We start from the raw sequence: 17715 nt of genomic DNA, 5'->3' as shown, positions 1-17715 counted from the left end.
ACGTGCCATCTAAATATTGCTTAGCAATGATACATTTTAGCTCTCGGCTATATTTAGACATAAAAAGACCCCCAATAATTGGTGTCCAACTATTGGGGGTCAGTTCATGGGCATCGGCTTCTTATTTATACAGCGAGATTTAAGCTGGTTGAATTAGAGCGAGTGCCTTACGAGAAACCTCGTGGGCTGCTTTGGTTAAGTTCTGCTTCTCTAGTGCATCAGACAGATATCCGTAATCAGAAACATTAGAGCGAAGTGCTAGTGCTTTTTCGAAATGGCTTTGCGCTTCTGCCCATTTTTGCTCTCTTAGGTAGAACTGAGCTAATGCACTGTGTGCTTCTGCATTATTGTTATCTTTGCTGATAGCGCGCTCTAGCATCACAACTACTGGATGGTGATCAGCAAGATTCAGCTCTGGAAGTAGCATGTAGAGCTCGTTTGAACCCGTTTTAGCGATGTTCTCTTTGATTACAGTGAAAGCCTCTGCATCGGCTTTGCGTGCGATCAGTTGTTTTACAAAGCAAGAGACAAGGTGTGAGCTTTGCTTCTGTTTTCTTGGAAGCTTATTCCAGTGGCTGATTAAGCCTTCGCTGCCTTGTTGTTGTGCGACGTCGTGAAGCAAACCACATTGTGCTTTCTGCTCTAGTTCACGCTGCTCATCTGCTGTTAGGAGCTTGTTTTTAGCGAGCTTAGGCGTTAGTTCCAGCAATGGTTGCCATAACTTAAGCTGCATGTAGGTCGCTTTTAGTAAGCCCAGGACTGCAGTGTTGTTCGGGTGCGAACCTTTAATATTTGAAAGCGTATCGAAAGCGGCTTCGTAGTTTGATTCGCTGATCTGTTGTTTAGCTTTAGTTAGCTCAACGGCCAATAGAGAATCGTCTTGTTGGCTAGCCAGTTCGATGTATTTATCGCGTTCAGCGGTATTGCCTTGCTCATGCGCTGCTTGAGAGGCCACTAGGTAACAAAGCAGAGGCATGTCGTGGTGATTTGCCCAACGTGTCACTTTCTTCTCAGCACCTTTCCAGTCACCTTCAAGAAGCTTGATTATGCCTTCATTGGTATAACGGCGAGAGCGCTTAAGTTTACGAACACTGAACCAGTTCCAAGTTGTTGAGCTAGCGTAAATAAGCTTCTTAAATAGGTACTCTAAGCCAAACAGTGCAGCCAAAAGGACAATCACAAAGATAGCCATTGTTGTCACACTCATCTCAATCGTCTTATTGGCAATTGATATCAGCACATAACCTTGTTGACCTGAAAACTGAGTACCGACAAACAGACCCGCACCGAGTACAAGGAAAAGAAAAATCAAACGAATCATTATTTCTCCTCCGAGGTCATTACCGTCACCTCACGGCGTAGACGTTCACGAATCACATCAGATAACTGATTCTGAGACTCAAGCTTCACAGGGTATTTAACAGTGATGTTCTGTTCGCTTAATTGCTTAATTGCCTTCTCGAATTCGATGACCGAGTTGTTATCTTGGTTTAGGTACGACTTAGACCACTCGTTAGCTGTCTTTAGAGCTGCGCTATAAACTTCACCTTGCTCTTTGTAGACTGCACGAATTGCAGTTTCCAGTTTACCCTTGATGTTTTCACGCAGGTAGAAGTGCTGTTCTGGTGATAGTAGAGGGATAACCTCGCCATCTCGACTACGGAAAGTGATAAAGTTTTCTGAGAAGTCTTTCATCGACGTCATCAGGTTGCTTTGCCAGTCATTGATGTCCTGAGATACGGCTTTTTTCTCGACGATTTCAGCCTCAGGAAGAATCGCATTCGCTAGAGGTAGCTTATCGACTTGTTGCTGAAGGCTTGTGATACGTAGCACCAAACCATCGCGGTCGATCAGAGGAATAGTACGAAGCTTAGTGATGTCGTTAGTCATAGACTGGCGCAGAGATACTAGGCTTGGATCGTTGAGTGCGGCGATACGCTGATCGGCACTTTCCATAAGTTTGGTTGCGCTAACAGCATCATGCTCAAGGAATAGTTTGCGGCCAGCAAGTTTTACTAGGTAATCGGCTTCCGCAAGCAGCCAGTCATTCGGACGACGACCTTTCACATCAGCTACCGCTAGCTGCAGGCTTTGAATGCTCTTTTGTTGTTGAGATTGTACAACCTGAGTTTTCTCTACCGCATGTGATGCTTCTTGGATGGTCTCTTGTTTGATGGCTTGCAGGTCTTTATTTACAGCAGATTGGGTATTTTGTAGCTGGGCTTGAAGTGCTGCGATTTGATCTGAATATTCAGCACTCTTTTGCTGCATTTGGAAGGCAATACCACCGCTGAAGATAATAGAAATTGCGATAGCGATAGCGCCGAATTTCACGCCGCGCTTGCCTTGCTTTTCTGCTTTCTCAATTTGTTCTTTGTGGTCGGCTTGAGTCTGCTCAGTGTGAGTCGTACTCGGTGCTGGGGCCTCAAGCTTTGACTCAGCTTCTTTTGATTCAGCACTTTCGTCTTTGGTCGCTACTGGCTGAGTATCTTGGTTCTGTTCAGGTTCAATATGCTCATTATTTTTTTTGCTTGTCATGCTTATTTCCTGTTTCTAGCTAGGGCTGGAGAGCAGCCAGTAATATTTGGTTCGCAGCACTTTGAGTATTCGTAACGTTAGAGAAGCCGAGCTGTTGTGCTCGTTGTGCTATGCGCTTGCTTGGAACAAACAAATGTCTCGTTGAAAGCCAAGCAGAATACTCACCAGGGGTAATGGAGCACAGATACTCCAGTTGTTCCTGACTTGTGATGACTACTTTGGACGTTTTTTTGTTTATCCATGTTTGATAGGTATTGTGATCGTTTATTGGAATATATTCTCTACGGTAGGTCTCACAATAAGAGACTTGTGCACCTAGGTTGAGCAAAGAATCTCGAATGAGCTCTCGCCCACCATTCCCACGTAGTATCAAAATGGATGTGTTATTTACGTCTCTCAGTTCAGCAAGTTTAAGAAGATGTTCACTATCACTAACTTGAGGATAGTTTACTTTTTGTTTACAGACTTTGCTTAAAACGTGCGCAGTTTTTTGACCAACGCCAAGATAAAGCGGCGAAGTAGGCCAAACGGACGAAGTTTTAGAAAGGATATTTTGAGCCGCGGTCACGGCATGATGGCTGACAGCGATGATGATATCGCTGTTGTTGAGCCGGACGCTTAAGTTGGCTGTGTCTGGATTATCAATGATACGAATAAGCGGATGATGGATCGCTTGAACCCCTTCATCCGCTAGTTGTTGGCAAAGCGATTGTCCCTCTACACCGGGACGAGTTACCAACACAGTCATGATTATTCTTGGTCTGCGTATAGCTTGGTTAAGATTTCTCTCGCACCGTCATCCAGCAGTTGATTAGCCAGAGTAACGCCAAGTGCTTCAGCATCTTTACGAGGACCGGAGATCTCACCGCGAACCATCTTAGAACCATCAGGTTCACCTACAAGTGCGCGTAGCCAGATGTTGTCGCCATCTAATAGTGAGTAGCTACCGATAGGCACCTGGCAACCACCCTCCAGAGTCAGGTTCATTGCACGTTCGCAAAGTACGCGGTCGGCTGTGTCTTGGTGGTTCAGTGGCTCAAGAAGTTTAATCAGACGCTCATCATCAAGACGACACTCGATACCTACAGCGCCTTGGCCTACTGCTGGTAGAGATTGCTCTGGTTCGATAAAGCTACGGATACGCTCTTCTAGTTCCAGACGCTTAAGGCCTGCTGCTGCCAGAACGATAGCATCGTATTGGCCGTCATCGAGTTTACCCAGACGAGTACCAACATTGCCGCGCAGCTCTTTGATGATCAAATCAGGGCGGTATTCTAGAAGCTGACACTGACGACGCAGGCTACATGTACCTACGACAGCACCTTGTGGTAGTTCATCAATGTTGTTGTATGTGTTTGATACGAATGCGTCACGAGGATCTTCACGTTCACAAATCGTCACTAGACCTAGACCTTCAGGGAAGTCGACAGGGACATCTTTCATTGAGTGAACTGCAAGGTCAGCACGACCTTCTAGCATTGCCACTTCAAGTTCTTTTACGAACAGACCTTTACCACCCACTTTGGCAAGCGGAGTGTCTAGGATGATGTCACCTTTGGTCACCATAGTTACCAACTCAACCTCTAAACCAGGGTGAGCAGCTTGAAGAGCATCCCTTACAAAGTATGCCTGCCAAAGGGCAAGAGGGCTTTTTCTGGTTGCGATACGGATTGGTGCTGAATTTGTCATGGTGTTTCCGATATAGGTTCTGTAATAGCCTAATCCTACCATTGTGAGGCGAAAATTCTTACTGTTTGATCATTCCATGCTTTGATAGCTGAGAGATTTTCATAAGTTCACCAAAATAGTGTGATTGGTATCTCATTTGAAACATGGGCTATTATTAGAAATAGTCAATAACGAGGACACTACGGCGCCGTGAGTTTAACTTTTTGTCATTAAGGAATTAGCCGGTCTGGCGGCTTCCTTTGCTTTACCATTAGGGGTGAAAGTGTTAAATTGATCACGTTTTGTTGCTGCTTTCGTTCAGTAACTAAACAGAAGTGCATTTAATCTCAAACCAAGGACTTACCTTGCAGGCTTACACTCAAACATTGATTCAACGATTAGACAATCTAAATCAACAGCGCATTGATCGTGCGTTGGCGTTGATGAATGTGCAAGGTCAACGAGTTTTCAATCTTATTCCCGCACTGCTTCACTTCAATCATCCAATAATGCCTGGTTATTATGATCAACAAGTTCCTTTTGGAATTCGTAGCTTCACGCTTAATGAATTCCAAAAGCAATTTGTCTCTGATACTGAACTTACTTTAGGTGGCAAGCTAACCGAGTCTGCGGAGCCCGCAATTCTTGGCCTTTACACCATGGGCAGTACCTCTTCTATTGGTCAAAGCACGTCAAGCGACCTCGATATCTGGGTGTGTGTATCTCCGGATATGGACGGCCCAGCTCGCGATAGCCTTACCAATAAATGTCTGTTGATTACCGACTGGGCTGAAACCTTAGGCGTTGAAGCTAACTTCTTCTTAATGGATGAAGAGCGTTTCCGTTCGAACCATTCAGAAGAGATGACCGGTGATAACTGTGGTTCTTCACAGCACTTATTACTGCTTGATGAGTTCTATCGCTCAGCGGTTCGCTTGGCTGGTCAACGTTTGTTGTGGCAAATCATTCCGCCAGAAATGGAAGAGTGCTATGACGAATATGTTCAAGGCTTGTGTCAGGATGGCTATCTTGATTGTTCGCAGTGGATTGATTTCGGTAAGCTGAATCGCATTCCTGCAGAAGAGTACTTTGGTTCTAACTTGTGGCAGCTCTATAAGAGTATCGACTCACCGTATAAATCGGTGTTAAAGGCGATCTTGCTAGAAGCCTATTCATGGGAATACCCAAACACCCAACTCTTGAGTATCGATACCAAGCGTCGCTTTTTTGCGGATGAACCGGATCTGTATGGCATGGATAGCTACTATCTGATGCTAGAAAAGGTAACTCGCTACCTAGAGCGTATTAACGACCACACTCGTTTGGATTTGGTGAGACGCTGTTTCTACCTTAAGACCCATGAGAAGTTGTCGCGTGAAGCCGGTATCGGTTCTGTAGCATGGCGTCGTGAAGCCCTAACCGAGATGACTAAGTCTTGGAATTGGGGACAGGAAACCATTGCTGAGCTCGATAACCGACGTAACTGGAAGGTTGAGCAGGTGAAAGTGGTGCACCACGCACTGCTTGATGCCTTGATGCTGAGCTATCGTAACCTGATTCAATTTGCACGTCGTAACGACATCACATCGGCAATCAGCCCACAAGATATCAGTATCTTGGCGCGTAAGCTTTATGCTGCGTTTGAGGTGTTGCCGGGCAAAGTGACGCTACTGAATCCGCAAATCTCTCCGGATCTGCATGAACCTGACTTGAGCTTTATAGAGGTTCGCCAAGGGCAATCGAATAAAGCGGGTTGGTACTTGTACAAACAGCCGCTTATTGCGCACCGCATTCTTGGTCAGCCTTCGCTCGAGCACCATGAGTACTTGAGTAAGCTGGTTGCATGGTCATTCTTTAATGGTTTGATTACTGAATCGACACGTTTGCATTCTGTAGTTCGTGACGCCCACATTGATATCGATAAGTTCTATCAAATGGTGAGCGACCTACGTAATACCTTCTCTTTACGTAAACGCCGTCCGAGTATGCAAGCACTGGCGAGCCCTTGTGAGATCAGCCAGCTGGCGATGTTCATCAACTTTGAAAACGATCCGACTTCTGAATTAAGCGGTCGTGCCTTGAAGGTCGATCTGAAGAATGCAGATATCTTCAGCTTTGGTGAAGAAGGTAAGAGCTTAGTCGGCAGTGTCGATTTGGTTTATCGTAACTCTTGGCATGAAGTACGTACGCTGCATTTCCAAGGTGATACGGCAATGCTGGATGCCCTTAAGACGGTACTTGGTAAAATGCACCAAGATGCGTTGCCGCCAGAGTCGGTTGATGTGTTCTGTTACAGCAAAAACCTGCGTGGTGTGATGCGCAATATGGTGTATCAACTGCTTGCTGAGTGTATCGACTTACGATTGAAACCGATTGAACCAGAGAAACGCCGCCGCTTTAAGGCTATTCGTTTAGCCAACAAGATGTTTGGCCTGTTCTTCGAACGTCGTGGTGTGTCGGTACAGATGTTGGAAAACTCAGTCGACTTCTATCGTAGTATCTCAACTAATAAGTTGAAGGGTTCTCCTTTACTGATGCTCGATAAAGAGCAAGAGTATCAACTGCCAGAAGTGGTGGATGGTTTTGCGAGTGAGGGCTTGATTCAGTTCTTCTTTGAAGATACCGATAAAGGTTTCAATATTTATGTATTGGACGAGTCGAATCAGGTTGAGGTGTATCACCAGTACAGCGGTGAAAAAGATGAGATGATCGCGAGCGTAAACTCTTTCTACACCTCGGTAAAAGATGAGTCGAAGATGTCGTCAAAGTTGATTAACTTTAACTTACCTCAGTACTACCAAATCGTTCATCCAGAAGAGGGCAACTCTTATGTTGTGCCTTACCGTAATGATGCCACTTTAGCTTCTCGGAGCTCAAAGATAGTTAACATCTAGTTGATTTAGACAGATAGATATTAAAAAGGAGTGATTGAATCACTCCTTTTTTTGTTTTGCTTATCAGTGGTTAGACCCAGTCGATATCTTCACCTGCGTGCTTCACGCATTCTTCTTTAACCATCTCAAACAGCTCCATGCCCGTCTTTGAACATGTCCACTTGTCGTCAACTAGCTTGAAGTGAAAGCCACCAGATTTAGACGCTAACCAGATTTCTTTCATTGGTTCTTGGCGGTTAATTATGATTTGGCTGCGGTTCTCAAACTCCAGCGTCATCACGTTGCCCGTCACTTCGTAATCAATATCTGCCTCTGATTCATCGATAGCTTCTTCGATGTTTTGCATCTGTATATCGACTAGCTGATGAAATTCAGTCTCGTTCATCCTTTCTATCCTATTGCTTTTCCTGAGTGTGGTGCGATTATAGGGGGCATTGAGTTAATAATCACGATATGCAAAATGAAAAAATTAATTACTGCTCTATTTATGATGTCCGTTATTGGACTTTCTGGTTGTGGTCAAACGGGTCCTTTGTACGATCCTGATGAAGTTCAGCAGACCGAACAATCACAATAAGTGAAAACACGCAGAAATCGTTATTTATAAGGGATAAGAACTTTGGATTACTTCAACTATCAGGAAGATGGCCAGCTTTGGGCTGAGGACGTCGCACTTTCACAACTAGCAGAGCAATATGGTACACCGCTGTATGTATATTCTCGTGCTACATTAGAACGCCACTGGAATGCGTTTGATTCATCGGTTGGTGAGCATCCACACTTGGTGTGCTATGCCGTTAAGGCGAACTCGAACCTTGGCGTATTGAATACCCTAGCTCGATTAGGTTCTGGCTTTGATATCGTTTCTGGCGGTGAGCTAGAGCGTGTTGTGGCTGCAGGTGGCGATCCGGCAAAGGTTGTTTTCTCTGGTGTCGGCAAAACAGCCGCTGAAATGAAACGTGCGCTTGAGTTAAACATTAAGTGTTTCAACGTAGAGTCTGAGCCAGAGCTAGAGAGACTGAATAAAGTCGCTGGTGAACTGGGTGTTAAGGCGCCGATTTCACTGCGTATCAACCCAGACGTTGATGCAAACACTCACCCTTATATCTCGACAGGTCTGCGTGATAACAAATTTGGTATTGCCTTCGACCGTGCGCCTGCCGTTTACGCTTTTGCACAAACACTTGAGAACTTGTCTATCCATGGTATTGATTGCCACATCGGTTCTCAATTAACTGACATCGAGCCTTTCATTGATGCGACTGATCGTTTGCTTGCTCTGATCGACCAACTACGTGCTGATGGTATTAACATTAAGCACCTTGATGTTGGTGGTGGTTTGGGTGTGGTATATCGTGATGAATTGCCACCACAACCTTCAGATTACGCAAAAGCACTATTGGCGCGTCTAGAAAATCATTCTGATCTAGAGCTGATTTTCGAACCTGGAAGAGCGATTGCTGCTAACGCTGGTGTACTATTAACGAAAGTTGAGTTCCTCAAGCCAACGGAACACAAGAACTTTGCCATTATCGATGCAGCAATGAACGATTTGATGCGTCCAGCGCTTTACCAAGCTTGGCAAGACATTGTTCCTGTAAGCCCGCGTCAGGGTGAAGCTGTGACTTATGACTTGGTTGGTCCTATCTGTGAGACAGGTGACTTCCTAGGTAAAGATCGTGAGCTAGTGCTTGAAGAGGGCGATTTACTTGCTGTTCGCTCAGCTGGTGCTTATGGTTTTGTCATGTCTTCAAACTACAACACTCGTTCGCGTGCGGCTGAAGTGATGGTTGATGGCAACAAAACTCATTTGGTTCGTCAGCGTGAAGAGCTTACGAGCTTGTGGGAACTTGAAAACATTCTTCCGGAGTAATTTAAAGCGTTATGCACTTCCACTTTTCTAAAATGCATGGTTTGGGCAATGATTTCATGGTCGTGGACTGCATTACTCAAAATATTTTCTTTTCTCCAGATTTGATCCGTCGTTTGGCGGATCGTCACACTGGTGTGGGCTTTGACCAGCTACTTGTGGTTGAGGCTCCCTATGATCCAGAAACTGATTTCCATTACCGCATATTTAATGCAGATGGCAGTGAAGTGGAGCAGTGTGGTAATGGTGCTCGTTGTTTTGCACGATTTGTTCGTATGAAAGGCTTAACGAATAAGTACAGCATCAACGTCAGCACCAAGAAAGGTAAAATGGTTCTCAAGATTGAAGAGAATGACCTGATCACCGTGAACATGGGCATTCCTGAGTTCGAACCAAGCAAGATCCCATTTAAAGCGAAGCAACCTGAAAAGACCTACATCCTAAGAACCGATGCACACACTCTGTTCTGTGGCGCGGTCAGCATGGGCAACCCGCATGTGGTCACTGTCGTTGATGATGTCGATACGGCCGATGTGGATACCTTGGGCCCACTGCTTGAATCACATGAGCGTTTCCCTGAGCGTGTCAATGCTGGTTTTATGCAGGTGGTTAATCGTGAAGAAGTTCGTCTACGTGTTTACGAACGTGGAGCGGGCGAAACTCAGGCTTGTGGTAGCGGTGCGTGTGGTGCTGTTGCTGTGGGTATTACTCAAGGCTTACTGGCTGAAAATGTGAAAGTTCGTCTACCGGGCGGTGATTTACACATTAGTTGGCAAGGCCCGGGTAAACCTCTGTATATGACAGGCCCTGCTACGCATGTGTTTGATGGTCAGCTTTCTTGCTGATTTCGACATATAACAGATAGATACATAAAAAATAAAGGATAGGTTTTGTCTAACGTTGAAGCCGACGCTCTCACCGCAGAAGTGGTCGCGGAATATTTACGTGATAACCCAGATTTTTTCCAAGACCGAAAAGATTTGGTGGATCGCCTTGCTATTAATAACGTTGAGCAGGGTGCCGTTTCTCTGGTGGAGATTCAGCTTAAACGTCAACGCCAGAGAATCGAAGAGCTAGAAGAAGAGATCACTGGCTTGATGTCTTTGGCGGCGAGTAACGATAAAACCTTCTATGAGTTTATGGACCTGCAAGCGCAAGTACTGAAATGCAGTGACTTCATGCAGGTGATTAAAGCGGTTGAGCAAAAGGCACTCGACCTAGGGTTGAAGGCTCATTTGCGAATCCTTTCGCAAACGGGTTTTTATCAGCTCAGCGAAGAGGGCTACTCGAAGTTTTCACTCAACCACTTTAATGGCAAAGATGCCTACCTTGGGCGCTTAAGAAAAGCTGACAGACAAGATTTGTTTGGTGATTTCCCGGTTCCAGAGCTAGGCTCTTATGTAGTACTACCGCTCGCTAAGCAGTCTCCATTGGGGTTACTCGCCTTTTCTAGTGAAGATGGCGGGCATTTCCAACCTCATATGGATACGCTCTTTTTACGCCACTTAGCACTTGTTGTGTCTCATCTGGCGGACACCTTACCTTGGCAGATAAATAATGAGCCTAGAGCCCAAAACACCTCTTCCTAATAGCCTTCAAAAGCCTCTTTCTCGCTTCTATGAATATCTCAGAAGCGAGAAGGGACTCAGCCTACACACCCAGCGAAACTACAAACAACAACTTGAAACCATGGCTGAACACTTAGTCACACTGGGGCTAAAGGATTGGCGCCAAGTCGATGCGGCTTGGGTAAGGCAACTTGCCAGCAAAGGCATGCGTGACGGAATGAAGGCAAGCAGTATTGCGACTCGCTTATCGTCACTGCGTAGCTTCTTTGATTTTCTTGTCTTACGTGGCGAAATCACTGCAAACCCTGCAAAAGGGGTCTCTGCACCTCGTAAGCAGCGCCCGTTACCAAAAAACCTCGATGTAGATGAAGTCGGTCAGTTGCTTGACGTGAATGAAGACGATCCGCTGTCGATTCGTGATCGAGCGATGATGGAGGTGATGTACGGTGCTGGTTTGCGTCTTGCTGAACTGGTTGGTATCAACCTCAAAGACGTGCTGAGCCGCCAAGGAGAAATCCGAGTGATCGGTAAAGGTGACAAGGAGCGCAAGGCGCCATTTTCGGGCTTAGCCAAAGAGTGGGTCGATAAGTGGCTGCGAGTCCGCGGTGAATTGGCTTCTCCAGGAGAGGATGCGCTGTTTGTTTCCAAGCTGGGAACACGCATCTCACACCGCAGTGTGCAAAAACGTATGGAAGAGTGGGGCAAGAAGCAATCTGTAGCGAGCCATATTAGCCCGCACAAACTGCGTCACTCCTTTGCAACGCATGTCCTCGAGTCGAGCCAAAACCTTCGTGCGGTCCAAGAGTTATTGGGTCATGAAAACATCTCGACCACCCAAGTGTACACTCACTTAGATTTCCAGCATCTAGCACAAGCATACGATCAGGCTCACCCAAGAGCCCGTAAGAAAAATAAAGACTAAAGGTTTTACTATGCGAATTTACCGAGGGTTACAGCCTGTCAAAGCCATGACCTTTGATTTGGATGACACTCTATATGACAACTGGCCTGTGATCGTGAAGGTTGAGAAAGAGATGGCGCAGTGGCTTTTTCAAGAGCACCCTGTGTCTGCTTCTTTGTCGCTGGATGAGTGGCAAGCTGTAAAACAACGAGTCGCATTGGAAAACCCTGAGCTAAAGCATGACGTCACCTTGTGGCGTGAAACCCAAATTAAGACAGGTTTACTGCAGTTGGGTTACTCTCTGCAGCAAGCGGAACAGGCTGCTCGTGATGGTATCGAACATGCCTTATGGCTACGCAACCAAGTCGACGTTCCTCAAGAAACCCACCGTGTGATGGCGGAACTTGCCGAGCGTATTCCTTTGGTTGCGATAACCAATGGTAACGTTGATCCCCACAAAATTGGCCTTGGGCAATATTTCCAACTCATTCTTAAAGCGGGACCAGACGGCAGAGCCAAACCCTACCCAGACATGTTTGAGAAAGCACAACAGCATTTAGGCTTTGATGCTAGCAATATCCTTCATGTGGGTGATCATTTGAGGACGGATGTCTATGGAGCCAAGAAAAATGGCTTCCAAGCATGCTGGTTTAATGACACTGGTTCCAATTTATACCTATCTTCGAAGGCGAGTGTGCTTCCTGATGTTGAAATAGAACAGCTCAGCGATCTTATGCGACTAATTTAATGTCCAGTGCAGGCTTATTGTGTCGCATTTATGATAGTGAATTGTTACATTAGTCGTGTTTAAAGGCCTGTTTAGGCTAGGATAATTAGCGATTACTTATTACGATTCATTTCAATCATAGCGGTGGTTGCGGGTTCTCTATTCCATTAGATTTCGAACAAGGGTTGGCATGCAAACATATACATTTCTCGCAAACACAGAGGAGCAATTAGAATCTCAATTTGCTCAGCGCGAATGGTGTGATAGCAAACAATACCTAGTTCAACTTTTCTCTACGCAATCACCGGATGTGGCTCGCCAACTTGCTAACGTGGCGCTCAATCGTTTGAGCCATGCGACGTTGATTGGTCAAAGTGCTCGTCATGTTATTTGTGATAACTGCCTTGAGAGTACTTGCACCTTAGTCATTGTTAGTGAATTCAACGAAACTCGATTAATCTCCGCGGTACAGCCTTTTACAGGTAACCCTAACCAAGATAGCCAAGATCTCGTATCTCAACTTGATCTATCGGAAGACACCAAAACTGTTATCAGCTTGTGTGATCAGGTTGAAGGACGTGATTACCCAATTTATGGTGCTTTCGAAAATCATTCCTACGCATTACCAGTGGCTGGTGGCTTGTGCCAGGAAAATGAGTTCGGCCGCTGGGTTATGCACAACGAGCAAACTTACCAACATGCCTGCGTAGCGGTTGCCTTGACGAACTCTAATTTAAAGGTGTGGTCAGACGCTTACTCCGAGTGGAACCCTATAGGGATGAAACTACGAGTGACTCATGCGATAGGGAACCGTCTGTATGCATTAAATGACAAGCCGGCGATTGAAGTATTTAAACATTACCTTGCCGATGGTAAAGACCTTCCTTTCAGTCAACTGATGAGTTTTCCGCTTTATCGCGAACTTGGCAGGAAGAAAGGGATATCAACACCACTTCGTATTAATGACGATGGCAGTATCGAGTTTGATAGCCCTTGGCAGATCGGTGAAGAAGCTCAGTTCTGCTATAACCACCCATCACTGACTGCCGAAAAGGTGCGTCATGGCGCTGAGATGCTTGCCATGCATCAACCTGAGTCTGTGATCATCTATAACTGCGTTTCTCGATTGGAGTTCATTGACAGTAAGTTAGAGCTCAAGCCATTTGAAGGGATAGTAAATGCATGTGGTGCTTACTGCATGGGAGAGCTTTATCGAACTGAAGAGCGACAAGATATCCTTCACCACAGTCTGACTTATATCGCGATGAGAGAGTCTGACGAGATTAATGAGTTTCACGCTGACGAATTTAAGTGTGGCTCTACGGTTTCACCACTGCTTAACTTAGTGCGTAACGCAGTGGCTGATCTTGATAGCATGAACACACAAATGGAGAAGAAACTCCATCAACAGGCTCGTCGTTTAACGGAGAGTTATCGCATTGATTCCCTTACAGGGCTACCTAACCGTATAGTACTAAAAGAACGACTCAATACGATTCTCTTTACTGAACATTTGTTGACTTTGAAATTGACTAATTTCCATCAAGTGAATGACAAGTATGGGTATCAAGTTGGTGATCAATTACTCTTAGATCTCTCCAACCACCTCGTAGAGCGTTTGCAGCTTCGAGTCGTTAAGAGGTCTAAGATCAAAGTTGAACTCTTTAGTATTGGGGTTGGAGAATGGGCGATTATCTTCAATACCAGTGCCATAGGAGCGAGGATAAAGGAGCGCTTTGTAGAATTTGCAGATGAAGTTGAACGTGTTAACTTCGAACCTTATGGCTTAACCGATATTGACTACCTATCGGTCTCGTTATGTGGCGGGTTTGCCAGTCGCTGTGACTTTTTGACTGATAATAGTGATGAAATCCTTCTAAAAGCGATTGAAGCACGACGTTATGGTGTTCGTAACAACACCCACATAACTAATGCCAAAGATATTCAGGTGAGTGAAGAAGAGCGTAAAGAACGGATTGGTTGGTTGAGCTGTGTTAGCCGAGCAATCTTAGATCAGAATATTATTACCTACTCGCAACCAATTGTTGAGGCGAGAACACATGAACTGATTGGTCAAGAATGTTTGGTGAGAATAATGGAAGCTGATGGAACGATTGTGCCACCAGGTAAGTTCTTGCCTATGATTGCCGACACCCATCTTTATACACGTCTTAGTCGCCACATGATTAAGAACACCATCGGCTATATGGCAGATAAGCAGAGTCCGTTCTCCATCAACCTTTCTCCGCAAGATCTCCTAAGTGATAAGACACTGGAGGTACTTGAGACTGCGATTAGTGGAATGAACGATCCCACTCGACTTGGGCTCGAGGTGCTAGAATCTGAGCAGATCAAAGATTATGGCCGTATGATTGAGGTGTGTGACCACTTCCGCTCTCTAGGAGCAAGAATCATCGTGGACGATTTTGGCTCTGGTTACTCCAACATTGATGAGATCATCAAGCTGGAGCCGCAGATAATTAAGCTCGACGGCAGTTTGATTCGTAACATAGACAAAGACCAGAAGCAGAGAAACATTGCTTCTCAGCTGGTGCGATTGTGCCAAGTGTTTAATGCCAAAACGGTCGCTGAGTTTGTTCACAATCAACAGGTTTGTGAGATAGCCGAACAGATGGGCGTCGATTACCTGCAAGGTTATTACTTTGGAGAGCCTAAACGGCTGTTCTAATGAGTGGCAAATGTCTGATGTTTCACGTGAAACACTGTTTTGTCCAATGTATTAAAGCGAGATGTGAAAAGGGTGAGCTAGTGGCTCACCCTTTTTATTTTGGTGCTTAAGCACTCCGCATTACTCTATCTGAGAGCGTGTCCACTTTTGTCTGCTTGGAATACTTTGAGATAGTGCTGATAGTAATCCTCTATCTGCTTTGCTGGTTGAGCTTCACCTAATGCCTTAAGTAGCTCAATACCAACCTCACAGGTACATAAGTGTCCATTGTCTTGATTGCGGCGCAACGTATATGAAGATTCACTGGTTACATCGAGGTGCACTTGAGGAATCGTCTGTAGCCAAGGGCTTTTGTTGAGCATTTTTTTTGCTTCTTGCCACGTGCCATCCAAGATGATGAATAACGGCATTCGTTCACTCGCTGTATCCGAAACCGCTTGCTGGCATTCAATGCTTTCATCACTTGGAAACAACAGCAAAGGCTGATGAGTTTCATCATTAAGTAAAGCCAGTAGTTCGGCTGGAGGCGTCTTGCGCTGCCAAACAAAAGACTGACACTGCTTGAGTGACTGTTGCAGTAGCTTTCCGGTATTGGTGTCTCGTGTTAGTTCATTCTCATGAGTGAGTAACACTAACTGGGTTTGGCTTTCAGTATTCGGTATTCGATGACAAATACATTGATGAGTGAAACCACACCCACTGCAAGCTTGCTGATCGCTCATGGTTATAGCTTAACTCCGCTTTGTACTGGTGAGATGTCGTTAGCAAACAAAACCACATCGCTGATATCAGCATCATCGGCTACCGGTGCCACACTTGGGTTGAGTGGGTAGCTGACACCCGTATATGAGAGTGCGTGTTTGGCCGCTATTGCACCCCCGCCGCTGACATTGAAGATCAGATCGTGCCAACCGTGATTTTTAGACTTACCCACACGTATATCGCCTTTTACTAATGTGACTCGGCTATTGAAGCGCCACTTGTCTTGATGGTTCTCGAAAATCAGCAGTGTACAACCACCTGAGCCACACCAATCGAGCTGGGCGAACAGCTCTTCTTTACCGTCACCGTTGAGGTCGTAGGTGAGCCAGCGGTATTTAGTATCATCAGGCGAGCTGTTGTTGATCTTAAAATATTCGCGGATCGCTTGGTCTACTTTTGGATCAAATTGATCACTGGAGTTCACTTGCTTCGCCTTTAGATCAACCGCGTTGGTTTGTGCTTGTACAGGCTTTGCTTCGAATAGTACTAGACCACCGTTGGCAATCGGGTAAACGATATTGCCGACCTTTTCTTTCTTTGCGACCAACTTACCGTTATCGAGAGTGAAGATACGCTCGGATATCAGATATTGCTGTTGGTGGCGAGTCATGACGACCTGAACTTGGTTTTGGTTGAGTTGCTGCCAGAAGCCTTGCTCAACAATAGAAGGATCACCGTTGCTGTAAGAGTAGGTTGTTACTGCGCTATGGTCATCGTTGAGCTCAAGGTTAATAGAGAACCCTGAGTTCTGCGTTGAGCTAGCGAAATAGGTACCACTCCAGTCCAGTGTAGGATCTTGGTTTGAAACCGTAGCACAGCCCGTGTAGTTGCTTTCATTGAGGTTGAGTTTTGCTTCCCAGCCATAGATAGAGTCACTCATGCCGTCGCTGCAGCTCTCTTTCTTCAGATTGAGCTCGCCTTGTGTTGCTTTACCTTCTAGTTGGTAATCACGACTGCTTGGCGTGGTGCGGCTTGATTCGATGTTGAGAGCCTGAGGTGCTTCGCCTATTTTGGTATAAGTCATCTGGTCTTTATCAAAGGTGGCGGACCAGAATGGTTCATTGCCGAAGACTCGTGTGGAGCGCAGTGGTTGGTCGCAGCGTTCAGGGTTTTCTGCCGTTAAGATATTGACTTGATCAACCACGAAGCGTGCTGTGAAATCAGCGTTGTAGCCGGTTTGGCTAGGTACGGTAAGGTGGCCAATCAGTTCACCATACAGAGCTTGATAAGGTCTGGCAGCTAACCCTTGTGCCTCTAGCGCTAGCTCAGGGGACATATCTAACCAGTATTGTTGTTGGCTACCACAAGGGGTAAACGTGCGGCTTGCATGGCCTACCACAACTTGACCGCGCATGATGAAGGTTTGTGGTTGAACGCTCAGAGGTTCATCCAAGGTTGCTGGTGGAACTTCAGGTTGTTGCGGTGTTTCTGGAGCGGTTACACAGCCTTGTAGCGCGAATGCGGCTAGCCATGTCACTGGGTTTTTCATTACCTTCATGTTATATCTTCCTCGGAGCAACCGTTAATTGGATTTATTATGGCATATTGGTTATTTAAAACAGAACCCGACACTTTTTCTATTCAGACACTAAGAGTACAAAAAACCTCTTGTTGGGAGGGAGTTCGTAACTATCAAGCTCGAAACATGATGCGTGATGAGGTCAAGCTTGGCGACCTAGTGATGATATACCACTCATCATGTAAAAAAGTGGGCGTAGCGGGGATCGCAAAAGTAACCAGAGAAGCCTACCCAGACCATTTTCAATTCGATCCCGAGAGTGATTACTACGACCCTAAATCTTCACCCGATAACCCGCGCTGGATAATGGTTGATGTCGAGTTTGTTCGAGTTACTGAACGCTTGATCCCATTAGCGACCCTTAAAGCCATGCCTGAATTATCTGAAATGCCTTTGGTGAAGCGCGGCAATCGTTTATCGATCATGCCTGTGACGGAACAAGAGTGGCAGGCGATCTTAAGCAAAGAAGTGCTCGGTTCTCGTTAGAGGAAGCTTTTAGCGTAAGGTTCAAAAAAGGCAGCCATTGGCCTGTCTCTTATACACAAATCCCTAAGCCACGCTTGGGGATTTTTTTTGAAC

At 45.7% G+C, this 17715-nt stretch carries 16 protein-coding genes; 9 read left to right on the top strand and 7 right to left on the bottom strand.

What is annotated here, in order from left to right; translation table 11 throughout:
- Positions 1–139: 139 nt before the first annotated feature.
- From JC606_RS21030 to hemC, 4 genes are read right to left on the bottom strand one after another with little or no spacing between them, the layout of a single operon-like run.
- Positions 140–1321, bottom strand: a complete 1182-nt coding sequence (locus JC606_RS21030) for a heme biosynthesis protein HemY (protein ID WP_198779366.1) — start codon at positions 1319–1321, stop codon at positions 140–142.
- The gene (locus JC606_RS21025; protein WP_137409063.1) at positions 1321–2538 is read right to left on the bottom strand and encodes a uroporphyrinogen-III C-methyltransferase; all 1218 of its coding nucleotides are present in this window, start codon (positions 2536–2538) and stop codon (positions 1321–1323) included. Before JC606_RS21025 ends, JC606_RS21030 begins: the two co-directional genes overlap by 1 nt.
- A 19-nt stretch (positions 2539–2557) precedes the next feature.
- A complete protein-coding gene (locus tag JC606_RS21020) occupies positions 2558–3286 on the bottom strand; it encodes a uroporphyrinogen-III synthase (protein ID WP_137409062.1) in 729 nt (242 codons plus the stop codon).
- A 2-nt stretch (positions 3287–3288) separates the two neighbouring features.
- Positions 3289–4227 (bottom strand): hydroxymethylbilane synthase, encoded by a 939-nt coding sequence (gene hemC, locus JC606_RS21015; RefSeq protein ID WP_017633312.1) that lies wholly within the window; start codon positions 4225–4227, stop codon positions 3289–3291.
- Positions 4228–4571: 344 nt separating this feature from the next.
- Between hemC and JC606_RS21010 the strand changes: the two genes are divergently transcribed.
- The gene (locus JC606_RS21010; RefSeq protein WP_198779365.1) at positions 4572–7100 is read left to right on the top strand and encodes a class I adenylate cyclase; all 2529 of its coding nucleotides are present in this window, start codon (positions 4572–4574) and stop codon (positions 7098–7100) included.
- 70 nt (positions 7101–7170) lie between these two features.
- On the opposite strand, the gene cyaY is transcribed toward JC606_RS21010, so the two are convergent.
- A complete protein-coding gene (gene cyaY / locus JC606_RS21005) occupies positions 7171–7485 on the bottom strand; it encodes an iron donor protein CyaY (protein WP_008221918.1) in 315 nt (104 codons plus the stop codon).
- Between the two features lie 75 nt (positions 7486–7560).
- Between cyaY and lptM the strand changes: the two genes are divergently transcribed.
- The 7 genes from lptM (at position 7561) to JC606_RS20970 (ending at position 14855) form a co-directional block, all read left to right on the top strand.
- On the top strand, positions 7561–7677 hold the full coding sequence (lptM, locus tag JC606_RS23715; RefSeq protein WP_017068592.1) for an LPS translocon maturation chaperone LptM: 117 nt from the start codon (positions 7561–7563) through the stop codon (positions 7675–7677).
- Positions 7678–7719: 42 nt separating this feature from the next.
- Positions 7720–8973 carry a diaminopimelate decarboxylase gene (gene lysA, locus JC606_RS20995; protein ID WP_137409061.1) on the top strand — a complete coding sequence of 418 codons (1254 nt, stop codon included), beginning with the start codon at positions 7720–7722 and terminating at the stop codon, positions 8971–8973.
- Positions 8974–8984: 11 nt separating this feature from the next.
- Positions 8985–9815 (top strand): diaminopimelate epimerase, encoded by an 831-nt coding sequence (dapF, locus tag JC606_RS20990; protein WP_008221911.1) that lies wholly within the window; start codon positions 8985–8987, stop codon positions 9813–9815.
- Between the two features lie 45 nt (positions 9816–9860).
- Complete coding sequence (locus JC606_RS20985) at positions 9861–10559, top strand: DUF484 family protein (RefSeq protein WP_008221909.1); 699 nt, start codon at positions 9861–9863, stop codon at positions 10557–10559.
- On the top strand, positions 10528–11460 hold the full coding sequence (gene xerC, locus JC606_RS20980; protein ID WP_061034253.1) for a tyrosine recombinase XerC: 933 nt from the start codon (positions 10528–10530) through the stop codon (positions 11458–11460). Before JC606_RS20985 ends, xerC begins: the two co-directional genes overlap by 32 nt.
- Before the next feature lie 10 nt (positions 11461–11470).
- A complete protein-coding gene (gene yigB, locus JC606_RS20975; RefSeq protein ID WP_137409060.1) occupies positions 11471–12187 on the top strand; it encodes a 5-amino-6-(5-phospho-D-ribitylamino)uracil phosphatase YigB in 717 nt (238 codons plus the stop codon).
- Positions 12188–12356: 169 nt separating this feature from the next.
- A complete protein-coding gene (locus tag JC606_RS20970; RefSeq protein WP_137409059.1) occupies positions 12357–14855 on the top strand; it encodes a bifunctional diguanylate cyclase/phosphodiesterase in 2499 nt (832 codons plus the stop codon).
- Between the two features lie 125 nt (positions 14856–14980).
- Here the strand turns inward: JC606_RS20970 and JC606_RS20965 are convergent, their stop codons facing one another.
- On the bottom strand, positions 14981–15577 hold the full coding sequence (locus JC606_RS20965; RefSeq protein WP_004740477.1) for a tRNA-uridine aminocarboxypropyltransferase: 597 nt from the start codon (positions 15575–15577) through the stop codon (positions 14981–14983).
- A 2-nt stretch (positions 15578–15579) separates the two neighbouring features.
- Positions 15580–17115, bottom strand: a complete 1536-nt coding sequence (locus tag JC606_RS20960; RefSeq protein WP_137409058.1) for a COG3650 family protein — start codon at positions 17113–17115, stop codon at positions 15580–15582.
- Positions 17116–17154: 39 nt separating this feature from the next.
- Between JC606_RS20960 and JC606_RS20955 the strand changes: the two genes are divergently transcribed.
- Positions 17155–17622 carry an EVE domain-containing protein gene (locus JC606_RS20955; RefSeq protein WP_004740480.1) on the top strand — a complete coding sequence of 156 codons (468 nt, stop codon included), beginning with the start codon at positions 17155–17157 and terminating at the stop codon, positions 17620–17622.
- Positions 17623–17715 lie beyond the last annotated feature (93 nt).

It is taken from the genome of Vibrio sp. IB15 (genome assembly GCF_016406055.1).
Taxonomy (GTDB): domain Bacteria; phylum Pseudomonadota; class Gammaproteobacteria; order Enterobacterales; family Vibrionaceae; genus Vibrio; species Vibrio chagasii.
Note: the sequence above shows the minus strand (reverse complement) of the source record. Positions and strands in the feature narration are given on the sequence as shown.